The organism is Labrys sp. WJW, from assembly GCF_001676615.1.
In the GTDB taxonomy this organism is placed as follows: Bacteria; Pseudomonadota; Alphaproteobacteria; order Rhizobiales; family Labraceae; genus Labrys; species Labrys sedimenti.
This window is the reverse complement of record NZ_LYXZ01000013.1, coordinates 122234-136882: the sequence shown is the minus strand read 5'-3', so window position 1 is coordinate 136882 and position 14649 is coordinate 122234. Positions and strand designations below refer to the sequence as shown.

Here is a 14649-nt window from a genome sequence, read left to right as displayed (position 1 = left end):
GCCGTCGGAGCGCGAGCAGCCTGCATTCGGACCATGCGGTCCGGAAAGCGGCTGACGATGAGAGGGAGGAAGGATCGATGATTGGACGGCTATTACGCCGCGCCGTGGTCACGCTGGGATTGGCGTGCCTGCTCACGGCTCCGGCTGCACTTTCCCATGCACAGACAACGGCCGACCTCGTGAAGAAAGGCAAAGTAACCATCGGCGTGCTGACGGGCATCCCGCCCTATGACACCGTCGATTCCTCGGGCAATACCGACGGGTTCTTGGTGGACCTCGCCCGCGACGTGGCCAAGAATCTCGGGACCACGCTCGAAATCGTTCCCGTCAACAATGCTTCCCGCGCTGCCGCGCTGGAATCCGGCCGGGTCGATCTGCTGATCGCCCATATGACGGCCACGCCCGAGCGCGCCAAGACGTTCCTGATGACCAACCCCTATGGTGCCTATGAAATGCGGTTCGTGGCGGCCAAGGACATGCCGCTCAAGTCGCTCGACGATCTCAAGGGCAAGCGTATCTCCGTGCCCAAGGGCAGCACGCAGGATGCCGCCGTCAGCGGCTACGCCATCGAAGGCGCCGAGGTGGTGCGCTTCGACGACGACGCCCTTGCCATGCAGGCCCTGATCTCCGGGCAAGTCGACGCGACCGCAGCGGTGGCGACCGTCGCCAACGACGTGATCGCCAAACGCAACCTCGCCAATCTCGAAGTGAAGACGGAGGTGCCGATCTTCACGCTTTACTGGTCCATGGCCGTGCGCAAGGACGCCAGCGAACTGCATCAGTGGCTGAACAACTTCATCTACTACGAAGAGATCACCGGGCGCCTCAACGAGCTGCACAAGAAATGGATCGGCGTCCCGATCCCCGGCGGCAAGTTGCCGACCTTCTGACCTCCTCCGGGATGCATCCAGGCGTGCCGGGAGATCGAGCCCCGGCACCGCCAAGGAGAGCTTGCAATGGCCTATGAGATGAATTTCGCGCCGGTGTTCGCCCGGACGCCCGATCTCGTGCACGGTATGATCAACACAATCGTCCTGTCGGCGGAATCGATCGCCATCGGGCTTGCCATCGGACTCGGCGTTGCGCTGACGCGGGTGAACGGGCCGCGGTGGAGCGCCGCCGCCGGTGCCACCTATGTCGAAGCCTTCCGCAACACACCCCTGCTGGTCCAGCTCTTCCTTCTGTTCTTCGGCATGCCCTATGTCGGCTTTCGCCTCAGCGCCGATCATGCCGCCATTGTGGCGATCTCACTCAATCTCGGCGCCTATTCGGCGGAGATCTTCCGCGCCGGCCTTCTTGCAATCCCCCGTACGCAGATCGAGGCCGGCTTCGCCCTCGGCCTCTCGCGCCTGCAGGTGATGCGCTACATCATCATCGTACCAGCCCTTCGGGTGATCTACCCCGCTCTCACTGGCCAACTCACTCTCACGCTGCTCGGCACGTCGATCGCCTCTTCGATATCCGCGACAGAACTCACGCTCGCCGGCTCGAAGATCGAATCCCAATCCTTCCGCAGCCTCGAGACCTTCCTGGTGGTTGCGGCGATCTACATCTGCATCACCTTTTGCTTTCGTCTGGTCTACTGGCTGATCGGCCTGTGGCTCTTCCGGCGTCGCGATCCGCAGACGGGCCTGGCCGGCGCAGTGCTCAAGCTCGGCACGAGGGAGGGCGGTGCATGATCCAGACCTTCGGATGGCCGAGCATCGTCTTCCTCCTCCATGGCCTGACATGGACGGCCGGCCTGTCGATCCTGACTTTCGCGTTCAGCGGCATCTTCGGTCTCGTCTTTGCTCTTGGCCGCGCACTCGGGCCGCGGTGGCTCAAGGCGCTCATCGCCGCCTACATCCAGCTCGTGCAGGCAACTCCGCTCCTGATCGTGGTGTTCCTCGTCTTTTACGGGCTGAGCTTCCTCGGTCTCTATTTCCCGCCTTTCGCGGCGGCCGCCATCTCGCTCACCATGTACGCCACGGCCTATCTTTCGGACATCTGGCGCGGCTGCATCGAGGCCATCCCGCGCACCCAATGGGAGGCCGCCGATTCGCTGGCGCTGACGCCGGTCCAGAAGCTTCGCTACGTCATCCTGCCCCAGGCGCTGCGCATCGCGCTCGGGCCGACAGCCGGCTTCATGGTGCAGATCGTCAAGAACACCTCGGTGACGGCCCTGATCGGCTTCGTGGAACTGACCCGAGCAGGCCAGCTCCTCAACAACATGACCTTCCAGCCTTTCCACGTCTTCCTGACCGTGGCGGTCATGTATTTCGCCGTCTGCTACCCGCTGTCCTGGTGGAGCGAAGCCTTGAAGGAGAGGAAGCATGCCGGCGCTGCGCATTGAGAACCTTCGGAAATCCTATGGCGCCCTGGCCGTCCTGAAAGGCATCGACCTCTCCGTGGCCAATGGCGACGTGGTCGCCGTCATTGGCCGCTCAGGTTCCGGCAAGAGCACGATGCTGCGTTGCATCAACGGACTCGAACAGTTCCAAGAGGGCGCCATCGAGGTCGCCGGCCACAAGGTCGACCGCTCCGGCGCCAATCTGCGTGCGCTGCGACGGGAGGTCGGCATGGTCTTCCAGAGCTACAACCTCTTTCCGCATCTCAATGTCGCCGAGAACATCACGCTGGCTCCCCGGGTGGTGAAGGGCCTTCCGCGCGAACAGTGTGCCGCGCTGGTGCATGAGGTCCTTGCCCGCGTCGGCCTCGCCGACAAGGCTGGCGCCTATCCGGACCAGCTGTCCGGCGGACAGCAGCAGCGCGTCGCCATTGCTCGCTCGCTCGCGATGAAACCCAAGGTGATGCTGTTCGACGAGGTGACTTCGGCGCTCGACCCCGAGCTCACCGGCGAAGTGCTCAAGACCATCTCCGAACTCGCCAGGGCCGGCATGACCATGCTGCTGGTCACCCATGAGATGGGCTTTGCCCGCCGCGTCGCGAACCGCACCGTCTTCATGCACCAGGGTACCGTCTGGGAAGAGGGGCGATCGGAAGACATCTTCGCCAATCCGCGCACACCCGAACTCCGCAGCTTCATCGCTCCGGACCTCAAGTGATTTCCAGCCTTCGCAAATCAGGAGAAGACCTTTGGCACCGCCCGAAAATACCAGTCTAGCCGCCAAGATGAGCCGCGGGGAGCCCGTGTTCGGCGCCACGATGTATACCGGTTCGACCACGGCCGTCGAAGTCGCCGCCAATTGGGGGCTCGACTTCGCCTTCATCGATGCCGAACACACGCCGGTCAATGTGGACGGCCAGATGGAAAAGCTGGTGCTCGCCGCCCTACTTTCCGGGATCGCGCCGCTGGTGCGCGTGCGCGGCACCAATGAATGGGACATCCGCAAGTCGCTGGAGTTCGGGGCTACCGGCGTGATCGTGCCGCAAGTGAACAATGCCGACCAGGCGCGCGCCATCGTGAAGGCGGCCAAGTTCCCGCCGATCGGCCGGCGTGGGGGCGATGCGTCATGCCGCGCCGCCGGCTTCGCCGGGCCGGGCTTCCAATGGTCGAAATATATGGAGCACGAGAATGCAACGCGCCTCGTGATACCGATGGCCGAGAGCTACGAGTTCTTCGACAACATGGACGAGATTCTCGAAGTCGAAGGCATCGACGTCATCAACTTCGGGCCGGCCGACTATTCCATCTCCCGCCAGATCTCGATCGACTATTCCATGTCGCATCCGGAAGTGGAGGAGAAGCTCGCGGAGCTGATCGAGAGATGCCACGCCCGCGGCATCAAGGTGATGGCACCCTGCATCCCGCCCGTCGCCGAGAACGTGATCGCCCTCTGGAAGAAGGGCGTCGACATGATCATCATGGGCAACGACGTGATGTTCCTCAATGCAGGCTGCCGCGGCGCCCGCGAGGCGATCGACACTGCCGCCAAGACGGCCTGAAGCCACAGACATCCGGAGTATGAGTTCATGAGCGATCCTTTCAGCGTGGACGGCCGCGTCGTTGTCGTCACCGGCGGCCTCGGCCAGCTCGGCACCCAGTTCAGCAAGTCCCTGGCGCAGGCCGGCGCCAGGGTGGCGATTTTCAGCCGTCGTCCCTTTGCGAGCGACAGGCTGGCAGAAAAGTTTCCCGGCCTGACCGACCGTATCCGCGTCTACGAGGCAAGCGTCCGTGACAAGACGGCCCTGCAGGAGGCGACCGACAGGCTGATCGCCGATTGGGGGGTGCCGCATGTCCTCGTCAACAATGCCGGCATCGATTCCAAGCCGGACGGCTCCGCCGAGCAGAATGCGCCCTTCGAGGACTACCCGCAGAAATACTGGGACGAGATCATTGATACCAACCTGACCGGCGTGATGCTGACGAGCCAAGTCGTCGGCAGCCACATGGCGGGGGAACGCCGCGGCTCGATCATCAATGTCGGCTCGATCTACGGCATCGTCTCGCCCAACCAGGCTCTCTACGCCTATCGAGAGAAGCGGGACGGCGTGCCCTTCGTCAAGGCGGTGTCCTATGCCGCCTCGAAATCGGGCCTGGTCAACCTCACGCGCTACCTCGCCACCTATTGGGCGCCCAAGAAGGTGCGCGTCAACCTGATCTCTTTCGGCGGTGTCAAGACCGCGAGTTTCGACAAGGAATTCATCGACGCCTTCCTCGAACGTGTGCCGATGGGACGCCAGGCCGAGATCGACGAATACAACGGCGTCATCCGCTTCCTCGCCTCGGATGCTTCTTCCTACATGACGGGTTCCAACGTCGTGGTGGACGGCGGCTTCACCGCTTGGTGAGGCTGGCCGCACCTGAAGTTATCGAGGTAATGTCCAGAATGTAGATATGCCGGTACTCCAGGGACATCTCCACTAAGCTCCCGATTTCGGGATGATGGAGATGTCCATGATCAAGGAACTCTCCAGCATCATGTCGGACATGCATTCCTTCATGGCGCAGGTCTTGGACCTCACTTGGTCGAGGCTCGGGCTGGCGGCGCGTCTTCAAGCACGATCCGGATCTTGTCTTCGGCTGAGAAACGCCGCCGGGTTTGGCGCCGGATATCCTTCTCCACCTGCTCAGCAAGGATCTTCGCTGGCGATTTAGCTTTGGAGGATCTGGACTTCATCTTCATTCCCTCGTCACTGCGACCCGTTTGGGGGGATGAGTTTATATTCCCTAAATAAAGGTCATGAGAAATTTTATCGATTTATCAATGGACTATACTGGGTTCGGGAGATTCGAGCGAGCGTCGAGCGGTTTTTGATCGTTGCCATCTTGTCTGTGGGAGCGTTGAGTGCGACAGGCGCCAAGGCACAACTTACAGGCAAAAAATACACCAAGTACTCTGGGCTGGTTGTCTGCTATTCCGCCCTATCGTTGGATCGGGCCCTTGCCGGTGCCGGACCTTGCTCCGATTACATCGTCCTGCCTAAGCTGCAGGAGGTGAGCTATATCCGCACAGCGTCGACGAGTACGAACAGATCGCTGTGTCAGGAGAGCTGGCTCGGTGTGCCTGAACAGCTTCGGGGCTGTCGCTAAATGGGTTTCAGCCTCTGTTATGCTGCTGCCGGGATTGGCGGCAGCGCGTTGAAGTAAGCCTGATCGGGCGTCCGATGTCTCAGGCTCTGATGAGGCCTCCGACGCGCTGGCATAAGCGCGTAGGTGGACCTCCTCATACTTGAATGATCTCCAGAGGCGCTCGACGAAGACATTGTCGCGCCAGGCGCCCTTGCCGTCCATGCTGATGCTGCGATCAGCAGGCCAGTGAACTCGCGGCTAGTAAACTGGGGGCCTTGGTCCGTATTGAAGATCTCCGGCTTGCCGAAGCGGGCCAAAGCTTCCTCGACGGCATCGATCCGGCGAGAGGGCATTCCAGGTGCAAGGCATCGATCCGGCGCATCAGAGCCAGATCGACGGCGGGGACTTCACGGGGCAGATGGTAGACACAGCCGCGGCTGATCCCGCGAGCCTTCGCATGCCGATTGAGCGGCAGATCGTGCCGACGATCGATCATCGCTTTGCGCTCAAAAGGCCGGCCTTCCCGAGCGCACCGGACAAAAAATCATTCTCCGGGGTCAGTTGCCCGATCTTCGCGCGCAGCGTCTTCAGGTCGATCGCCGGAGCTGGCACTGCGGCCTTCGCCTCACATCGAAGACGCCCGCAGCCCCATCGAGAAGCTGATTGCGCCATTGCGTGATCTGGTTCGGATGCACGTCGAATTGCTGCGCCACTCGACGATCGTCTTCTCGCCTTTCACGGCTGCAAGGGCCACCTTCGCCTTGAAGGCCGGCGTATGGTTCCGCCGCGGTCGTTTCGCATGGTCTCTCCTGTCACGGTCATCATGCCGCTTTCAGGCAGAAACTTCACTTATCCGGTCTGTCCAGTTTTCCCGAGCCAGTTCTGTTCTCAATGGAAATCCCGGGTCACTTCTCGACGGAAGTTAACAATCCGTGAACCTCGATGCCTTCATGGAACTCTCCTTCTCCCCACCGGGGATCATAATTGGAATATTCCAACCAAAACGGTCCGATTCAACGGAGGCACGTCAGATCCAGGAAACTGGAAAAGCAGGTGGCAACCAACAACTGAGAACTGCCCAAGCCTAGAGGCAATGCTCGTTCGATGCCAAGGGAGAGAGTTCACGCATCACTGAAGGATGGAACTGGCTTCCGGGGTGTGACTACCGGTTTAAGTCCTCCTCTTGTGGAGGAAGAACAAGCTCGACATGACTTACGCCAAGCGCCTGTGCCAACTCGTAGAGTGTAATCAGAGTTGGATTGCGCTTACCTCGCTCCAGCTTGCTCAGATATTGCTGGCTGAAACCGGAACGCGCCTCGACTTCTTCCTGCGTCAGGTTCCTCTCCTGCCGCAGTCTAGCGAAGTTCTGCCCGACCAGTTTACGCATATCCATGCGCGGTAGGGTGACTTCCAGCGTCGATGAGTAGTATCAACTATAGTATGTAATTCAGGGCCATCCAGCCCCTTAGGACCCTGTCAATAACTGGGGACGCTGAACACCCAATTTCGTCTCAGACATCGTTGCGCGAAGCGGCCATCGTTTGCTGGGACACCAGGGCATGGAATAGCGGACGTTATTGGAGATTGTAGCGCTTTTATGGATTCACACGGCCAGTGCTCCCTTCATTCGGGAGGGTCGAGAGGTGGAACGAGGCATAGATGTAGCCGGTGGCGTGCTCAAGACGGGGATCAAGGCCTTGTTCCTTCATAGCACGCAGAAGGCCGTATCGTTCGGCATCGGTGGAGAAGCGGCGTTGACGGACAACGAAGCACTCCTGTGTTTGAAGACCAAAGGTTGCCAGCGTTTCGGCAATGCCATGATAGGAATAGGGATGCATGACGAACGCTGCGACCCAGGGCCGCGAGATGGCCGCCGCTTCATAGACACGCGCGAAGGTTCGCTCGGTCGCATAACCGACGCAGCCCGTTGAAATGATAATATCGGCCCCCTCGAGTGCACGCCTTTCGGCAGCCGTGGGCTCCGACACTTCCAGATCCGAGGTGACGATCGCATCGACTAGGCCAACGCTGCGAGCATATCGGGCCGCGCGCTCGCTAGGATCGACGCCAATGAAGCGAAGGTCGGTTCCAGCATCCCTCTTCCCAAAAAATGCCCGATGGTCTGCTTTGTGCCGGCTCGTCAGAGGCCCCTTGCCCACGGTGTAAGCAGCATACAAATCGTCGAGATTCATATCGGTGCGCAAGAGAGCGGCATTGATACCATAGGAGCAGCCGACATCGACGATCTTAAGACGCTCCTTTCGACGAACTGCTCGGTAGCGATCCACAATTGCCTGAAAGATGGGTTTTGCCTGGTCGGGAATGACGTAGTCGAGCGCCAAATGGGCCTTGAGATAGCTATGCGGCCAATCGCGGTTGTAGCTGGCCGAGAAGTCATGTTTCACTATCTTGATACCGTCTGGTGACGTCATGCCGGACCTGGCCATACGAACCTCCCTGAGCAGCGCTTCTTGCTGACTTCAGCTTGACCGCGGCCGAGCGCCCTAGCAAACTACATTGCAGAATATATTCGATGATCCAATGACTTAGTGTGAGTAGGACCACCGGTATACCGGTGCACGTCATCGGAATTCCGTCGTTGACAATACATATTATAATATGTAAATTCGACATATCGGGAGGTCGCTTCATGCCGCTGAGCATCGAACATCAGGCACCATCGCCGCGTCAGCGTTTCGCCGCCATTCACCAAACGTTGCGCAACAGGATCTGTCTATTGATCTACCCGCCTGGCGCGGCTCTGAGCGAGGCGGAACTTGCCCGTGAATTCGGCGTCAGCCGAACGCCTATGCGGCGCGTAATGCAGGCATTGGAGAATGAAGGCCTGATCGAAACAACCCCAAGCGTGGGTTCAATGGTGACGGCCGTTGACCTGAGAGCCTTGCGCGATGCCTATTCGCTGCGGATCAAGCTTGCCGAACTGCTCGGCGATTTAAGCCCGGCGACGAATTTCACCCGTACGATTGCCGCACTGCGGGAGCTGGCCGCCGAGTGCACCCCCTTAATGGTCGATCACGACGTGCGGGCACTTGCCCAGATCAGCCATCGCCTTCAGGACGAGATTCTGCAGCTGTCCGGCAATGCTGAGTACCGGAGCATTTCCGAGGTTCTCTACTACAAGACGATCCGGGCCTATCTACAAATCCTGCCGGAGCTCGCTTGGTCCCCGGAGATCCTCTCCCAAGCCGAAGAGATCGGGGAGATCATCGCCTCGCTTGAGGCCGGTGACGTCAAGGCCGTCGGCTTCATCCGACGCAACCACATCGCTCGCACTCTCAACCGCATCACCAGCTTCATGCTGGGTGAGCGGGACTGACGGAGGAGATCCGATGACATCGTCTATTGCCTCTTCCAATCCAGGCTCCCCATTCCAGGCCGAAGCCGTTTTCTTGCATAACGTCGATAAAAGCTATGATGGCACCGCGAATGTTGTCGACGGGCTCAATCTCGAAGTCGACGCCGGCGAATTTCTTACCATCCTGGGACCATCGGGCTCGGGCAAGACCAGCATCCTGATGATGCTGGCCGGTTTCGAGCATCCCAGTGCCGGCTCGATCCGCATCGGAGACCGGGATGTTTCGCATTTGCCGCCCTATAAGCGCAATATCGGCATGGTGTTTCAGCATTATGCACTGTTCCCGCATCTGACCATCGCGCAAAATCTCGCCTACCCCCTGCAGGCCCGCGGATGGCCTCGCCTGGAGGTCGGCGAACGTGTCGGCTGGGCGTTGGGCCTGGTTCGCCTGGGCGAGATGGGAGACCGCTATCCAGGCCAGTTGTCGGGGGGACAGCAACAACGCATCGCCCTTGCCCGCGCACTCATCTACAATCCGCAGCTCGTGCTGATGGACGAGCCCCTGGGTGCCCTCGACAAGCAGTTGCGCGACCAGATGCAAGACGAAATCATCCGCATTCATCGCGAACTGAGGCCGACCATCATCTATGTGACCCACGACCAGGGCGAGGCCTTATCCTTGTCCGATCGGGTCTGCGTCTTCGAGGGTGGGCGCATCGCGCAGATCGGCGCCCCAACCGACCTCTACGAGGCTCCAATCAGCTCCTTCGTGGCCGGTTTTCTCGGCGAGAACAATGCCATCACCGGTACCTTTCTGTCATCGGATGGGGGAATCTGCCACGTTCGACTTGCTAGCGGCGACATCGTTTGCGCACTCAACATGGGCAATACCCACTATGGCGAGCCGGTTTCGGTCACCATCAGGCCCGAGCGTATAAGAATGGCCCGGGAAGGTGGCTGCAACGCTGTCCAAACCGAAGTGATGGATGCGACCTACCTCGGCGATGCACATCGGGTGCGCCTGCGCACCAGCGACGACGCCGAAATCATCTGGAAACTCCCCAATTGCGGCAGCCAGCCCCTGCCCTCGCAAGGGGAGACGATAAGACTGGGCTGGAACACACAGGACGCACGGGCCTTTCCAGCTCCTCGTTCCTAACACCCATTCCATCCATCCGGAGGTCGAAATGAACTGTCGTCAGACGGTATGTGCGTCCTATTGCCTACTACTCCTCGCCTCGACGGCGCCGGCACGGGCCGCCGACACGCTCACCGTCGTCTCCTATGGCGGCCAATACACCGCCAGCCAGACCAAGGCACAATACCAGCCCTTCACGGCAAAGACCGGGATTGGCATTCAATCGGTCGACTATAATGGAGGTCTGGCTGAACTGATCGCGCAGGTCCGATCGGGGACGGTCAGTTGGGACGTGGTCGACGTCGAGCAGCAGGATCTTGAGCGGGGCTGCGCGGACGGCCTGTTTGAAAAAGTGGATCCGGCCAGCCTTCCGGCCGGAAGCGATGGCACGCCGGCGAAAGCAGACTTCCTGCCGGAGGCCTTGCAGCCTTGCGGCGTCGGCTCGGTCGTATGGTCGAACGTCATAGCCTTCAACCAGACCGCATTCCCTGGGGCCAAGCCGAAAACGCTCGAGGACTTTTTCGACCTCAAGACCTTTCCCGGCAAACGCGGTCTGCCCAAACGACCCAACGCCTTGCTCGAATGGGCGTTGATGGCCGATGGCGTGGCGGCCAGGGACGTCTATGCGACCTTGGGCACGCCCGAAGGTCTTGATCGCGCCTTCGCCAAGCTCGACACCATCAAGGATCAGGCCGTGTTCTGGGAAACCGGTGCCCAGATGATCCAACTCCTGGCCGATGGCGAGGTGGCTGTCTCGGCAGCCTATAACGGCCGCATTCAAGGGGCGATCACCGACGACAAGAAGCCTCTTGCCATCATCTGGGACCGCCAGATCTGGAATGCCGACTATTATGCGATCGTCGCCGGCACCAAAAAGCGCGACAATGCCAAGACCTTTGTCGCGTTTGCGACCGGCACCGAACCGCTTGCGATGCAAACGCGCTACCTCACCTATGGGCCGGTGCGGCGCTCGGCCCAAACCCTGGTCGATCCTTCACTGGCCGCCAATCTGCCCACGGCGCCTGGTAATTTCCAAAGTGCACTTGCCTTCGATGCCAAATGGTGGATGGAGCACGGCGATGCCGTCAATGAGCGTTACGCGGCCTGGTTATCGCAATGAAGATCGCGCCCACCACGCGAACGGGCTGGCTCCTAGTCCTGCCTCTCTTCGCCTTCATTATCCTGACCTTCATCGGCCCCATCGCGCTGATGCTGGCGCGCAGTGTCTACGACCCCGAACTCGCCGACATGATGCCGCGGACACGGGCGGCCCTGTCGACGTGGAACGGGAATGGTGCGCCACCGACTGCTGCATTCGATGGCGTCCGGGCCGATCTAAGGGCGGCAGTCGAGCAGGGTACCGTGGGACGCCTTTCACTGCGGCTTAATCGGGAACAGTCTGGCTTTGGAACGCTGATCGATCGAACCGCCACAGCCCTGAGCCTGCAACCGACCGCGCCGCTGACCGACCTTGACCCGCGATGGGGGTCGCAGGCGCTCTGGCAGGTCCTCGCCAGCCGGACGCAGTCCTTCACCCCGTCTCATTTCCTCAATGCATTCGATCTCAAGGCCACGGCAGGCGGTGGCATCGAACTTCAGGACCGAAGCCGGCGTATTTATGTGGATCTCTTCGTGCGCACGCTCGGCGTCGCGGCAATCGTGACGATCCTTTGCGCGTTGCTCGGCTACCCCCTCGCCCATGCGATCGCCCGTTCCGGGCCACGGCTGCGCCTAGTGTTGCTGTTTATCGTCATGTTGCCGTTCTGGACGTCGCTGCTGGTGCGCGCCACCGCATGGATCGTGCTTCTCCAGCGCAAGGGGGTTCTCAACGAAGCACTTGTCGCCAGCGGCCTCCTTGGCGACAATCAGCGGCTGGAGCTGATGTACAATCTGACCGGTACCGTCATCGTCATGGTGCATGTCCTGCTGCCGTTCTTCGTCCTGCCCCTCTACTCGGTGATGACGGCACTCTCGGGCGCTTATGTTCGGGCATCCGCAAGCTTGGGCGCGCGACCTTTCTATACATTCTGGCGGGTCTATCTGCCCCTGACCTATCCCGGTGTCGCTTCGGGCGCGGTCCTCGTTTTCGTCCTGTCGCTCGGCTACTACGTCACGCCGGCGCTGGTGGGCGGGCGGACGGGCCAGCTCATTTCCAACCAGATCGCCTTCCACATGCAAAAGAGCTTGAACTGGGGCCTGGCCGCGGCACTCGGCAGCGTATTGCTCGCCATCGTCGTGGCGATTGCCCTGGTCCTGCCCCGCCTGACCCAACGGGGAGGATTACGAGCATGAACCGTCTGGGATCCATGGTTTTCTGGACTTTTTGCGGTGCCGTGTGCGCCTTTTTGATCGGACCCGTGCTGGTCGTGATCCCCCTCTCCTTCAATCCCGAGCCCTATTTCTCGTTCACCAGGCAGATGGTCACATTGGATCCAGCCGGCTGGTCGCTGCGCTGGTACCGAGAGATCGCTCTCAATCCGCAATGGCAGCTGGCGTTCCGCAACAGCCTGATCATAGCGGCCGTCGTCACGCCCGCGGCAACGCTCCTGGGTACGCTGGCAGCCTTTGGCCTGCGCCGCCTCCCCGTCAGGCATAAGGGAACGGTGGCCATCGTGCTTTCCTCGCCATTGATCGTTCCCATCATCATCTTCGCGACGGGCAGTTATTTGTTTCTGGCGCCCCTGGGGCTGACGCAAACCTTCACCGGCATCATCCTGGCCCATACCGCGCTGGCGGCGCCCTATGTCGTCGTCACCGTCGGCGGCGCGCTGGCAACCTTCGACGATCGACTGTTACGTGCCGCTTCCATCCTCGGCTCTCATCCACTGGCAGCATTTTGCAAGGTGACCGTGCCCCTGATGGCCCCCGGCATCATTGCCGGCGCACTTTTTGCCTTCATCACGTCTTTCGATGAGGCGGTCGTTGCCTTGTTCCTCGCCGGCTACGATCAGCGAACCGTGCCGCTGCAGATGTGGTCGGGCATGCGCGACCAGCTCAGCCCCGCCGTCCTGGCTGCGGCAACACTGCTCATCGTCCTGGTCGCGACCGCCATGCTCGTGATCGCCATTGTCCGCAGCAAAATTTCGCCCACGAGGCCGCGATGATCACCTCACCTTCGCCTCTGCAACTCGATTTTCTGGAGTCGGTGTCGCTCGTCTTTGCCGGCCATGCCTGGGAACGGACCGACCTTGCTCGACTGACGGCCTCTACCGGCAGCGGTCTGGTTTCTCCTGCCCAGGATCTTCTTCGTGCCTTGCAGGCCTTATCGGATCTCAATTTCGGCGCGGTAGCCATTCCACAACGGTCCCTCTACTGCTTCTGCGAGCCCAAATGACAAGCGGTTCTGTACCTTCTTCCCTGCGTGCACTGCGCAGGAATATCGCCACCCGCGTCATCAGCCCCAGCGATCTTGCCGAGACCTGCCTGCGCCGAGCCCGGCGGTTGCGTCGCCGTAGCCATGCTTACATCACCCTCGCGGACGACACGGCGCTCAGGCAAGCCAGGGCGCTGGAGCGCCGCGAGCACCTTGGGGCCCTTTCAGGTATTCCCTACGCCTGCAAGGACGTCTTCGATACGATCGACCTGCCGACCACGGCCGGCTCACAGGCGATGGCAGACTATCATGCTCGCGATGATGCCGGCGCTATAAGGCGCCTGCGCGAAGCGGGGGCCGTCCTTATCGGCAAGACCAATCTGCACGAATTCAGCTATGGCATCACCGGCGAGAATGCCACGTTCGGAACGCCTCCCAACCCGCATGACGAAAACTACATCGCAGGTGGATCGAGCAGCGGGTCAGCAGTGGCGGTTGCCCAAGGGAGCGCGGTTTTCGCACTGGGAACCGATACCGGAGGATCGGTGCGCGTGCCCGCCGCGCTGTGCGGATTGGTCGGGCTGAAGCCGACAATGGGCCTGATCGGCACCCAAGGGGTCATCCCCTTTTGCTGGTCCCTCGACCATGTCGGCCTGATCACGCGATCCTGTATCGACGCACTCGACGTGCTTGAGGTTTTGGCACGACAACAAGGAACAGTCCCACAGACCGAACCGTCGGCGACGGAAGGCCATGACCGTGAGGCGAATGCGTTGGAGGGACTGCGGATCGGCGTGCCGCGCCCTTATTTCTTCGACAATGCCGATCCGGAGATCATCGCCGCTGTAGATCGTGTGTTGATACGCTGTCAGGATTTGGGCGCGCGTCTCGTCCCGTTGCCTGTGCTCGACATGGACCATGTCCGCACCGCTTCGCTGGCCATCCAGCTCGTGGAAGCTTTCGCCTGGCACAAGTCTCGTTTGAAGACCCACACGTCGCTTTATGGCGAGGACGTACGCGATGGCCTGCTGCAAGGTCAATTCGTGCTCGCCGAGCACTATGTGCAGGCCCTGCGCTTCATGGAGGCCAAGCGGCTCGAGCTCGATCGATTGTTTCGCAGCATCGACGTCATGATCACGCCGACGACGCCGATCGTGGCACCGCGACTAGGAGCACGCTCGGCAATCATCGGAGAGACCGAGGAACCTGTTGGCAACGCTCTGGCTCGCTTCACCTGCCTGTTCAACCTGACCGGCCATCCCGCCCTCTCAGTTCCCATCGGCCGGCATTCCACGCGGTTACCGATCGGTCTGCAGATGGTTGGCAGGCCGTTTGAGGACAGGAGACTGCTATCGATCGGCCACATGCTTGAAAGGGTTGGGTTGGTACGATGGCGGGCGCCATCCCATCGCGACGATCCATAGTCGCCA

At 60.8% G+C, this 14649-nt stretch carries 16 protein-coding genes and 1 pseudogene; 14 read left to right on the top strand and 3 right to left on the bottom strand.

Translation table 11 applies throughout. The features are described from left to right. Positions 1–77: 77 nt before the first annotated feature. The 7 genes from BA190_RS08375 (at position 78) to BA190_RS36425 (ending at position 5038) form a co-directional block, all read left to right on the top strand. The gene (locus tag BA190_RS08375; protein ID WP_068285108.1) at positions 78–890 is read left to right on the top strand and encodes a transporter substrate-binding domain-containing protein; all 813 of its coding nucleotides are present in this window, start codon (positions 78–80) and stop codon (positions 888–890) included. 66 nt (positions 891–956) lie between these two features. Then, a complete protein-coding gene (locus BA190_RS08370) occupies positions 957–1679 on the top strand; it encodes an amino acid ABC transporter permease (RefSeq protein WP_068285106.1) in 723 nt (240 codons plus the stop codon). After that, positions 1676–2332, top strand: coding sequence for an amino acid ABC transporter permease (locus BA190_RS08365; protein ID WP_068285104.1), 657 nt, complete (start codon positions 1676–1678; stop codon positions 2330–2332). Before BA190_RS08370 ends, BA190_RS08365 begins: the two co-directional genes overlap by 4 nt. Beyond that, positions 2313–3044 (top strand): amino acid ABC transporter ATP-binding protein, encoded by a 732-nt coding sequence (locus tag BA190_RS08360; RefSeq protein WP_068285102.1) that lies wholly within the window; start codon positions 2313–2315, stop codon positions 3042–3044. Before BA190_RS08365 ends, BA190_RS08360 begins: the two co-directional genes overlap by 20 nt. A 31-nt stretch (positions 3045–3075) precedes the next feature. Continuing rightward, on the top strand, positions 3076–3885 hold the full coding sequence (locus tag BA190_RS08355; protein ID WP_156771411.1) for an HpcH/HpaI aldolase/citrate lyase family protein: 810 nt from the start codon (positions 3076–3078) through the stop codon (positions 3883–3885). A gap of 27 nt (positions 3886–3912) precedes the next feature. Next, entirely contained in the window at positions 3913–4731 is an 819-nt protein-coding gene (locus tag BA190_RS08350) for an SDR family oxidoreductase (protein ID WP_068285100.1), read from the top strand. 106 nt (positions 4732–4837) lie between these two features. Further along, positions 4838–5038, top strand: a complete 201-nt coding sequence (locus BA190_RS36425; protein ID WP_162275064.1) for a hypothetical protein — start codon at positions 4838–4840, stop codon at positions 5036–5038. Between the two features lie 452 nt (positions 5039–5490). On the opposite strand, the pseudogene BA190_RS35785 reads toward BA190_RS36425, so the two are convergent. From BA190_RS35785 to BA190_RS08335, 3 genes and pseudogenes are all read right to left on the bottom strand, one after another. Next, positions 5491–6206, bottom strand: a pseudogene (locus BA190_RS35785) (hypothetical protein). A gap of 408 nt (positions 6207–6614) precedes the next feature. Then, a complete protein-coding gene (locus tag BA190_RS08340) occupies positions 6615–6845 on the bottom strand; it encodes a helix-turn-helix domain-containing protein (protein ID WP_068285095.1) in 231 nt (76 codons plus the stop codon). 202 nt (positions 6846–7047) lie between these two features. Beyond that, positions 7048–7899: a hypothetical protein gene (locus tag BA190_RS08335; RefSeq protein ID WP_068285093.1), complete on the bottom strand. Its 852-nt coding sequence runs from the start codon at positions 7897–7899 to the stop codon at positions 7048–7050. A 203-nt stretch (positions 7900–8102) separates the two neighbouring features. Between BA190_RS08335 and BA190_RS08330 the strand changes: the two genes are divergently transcribed. The 7 genes from BA190_RS08330 to BA190_RS08300 are packed head-to-tail and all read left to right on the top strand — an operon-like array spanning position 8103 to position 14643. Next, complete coding sequence (locus BA190_RS08330) at positions 8103–8789, top strand: GntR family transcriptional regulator (RefSeq protein ID WP_245314628.1); 687 nt, start codon at positions 8103–8105, stop codon at positions 8787–8789. A 13-nt stretch (positions 8790–8802) separates the two neighbouring features. Beyond that, positions 8803–9927 (top strand): ABC transporter ATP-binding protein, encoded by a 1125-nt coding sequence (locus BA190_RS08325; protein WP_082979568.1) that lies wholly within the window; start codon positions 8803–8805, stop codon positions 9925–9927. A gap of 28 nt (positions 9928–9955) precedes the next feature. After that, entirely contained in the window at positions 9956–11026 is a 1071-nt protein-coding gene (locus tag BA190_RS08320; RefSeq protein ID WP_068285091.1) for an ABC transporter substrate-binding protein, read from the top strand. Beyond that, complete coding sequence (locus tag BA190_RS08315) at positions 11023–12198, top strand: ABC transporter permease (protein WP_068285090.1); 1176 nt, start codon at positions 11023–11025, stop codon at positions 12196–12198. Before BA190_RS08320 ends, BA190_RS08315 begins: the two co-directional genes overlap by 4 nt. Beyond that, a complete protein-coding gene (locus BA190_RS08310) occupies positions 12195–13010 on the top strand; it encodes an ABC transporter permease (RefSeq protein WP_068285088.1) in 816 nt (271 codons plus the stop codon). The genes BA190_RS08315 and BA190_RS08310 overlap by 4 nt, the downstream gene beginning before the upstream one ends. After that, on the top strand, positions 13007–13240 hold the full coding sequence (locus tag BA190_RS08305; RefSeq protein WP_068285086.1) for a hypothetical protein: 234 nt from the start codon (positions 13007–13009) through the stop codon (positions 13238–13240). The genes BA190_RS08310 and BA190_RS08305 overlap by 4 nt, the downstream gene beginning before the upstream one ends. After that, positions 13237–14643, top strand: a complete 1407-nt coding sequence (locus BA190_RS08300; RefSeq protein WP_068285083.1) for an amidase — start codon at positions 13237–13239, stop codon at positions 14641–14643. Before BA190_RS08305 ends, BA190_RS08300 begins: the two co-directional genes overlap by 4 nt. Positions 14644–14649 lie beyond the last annotated feature (6 nt).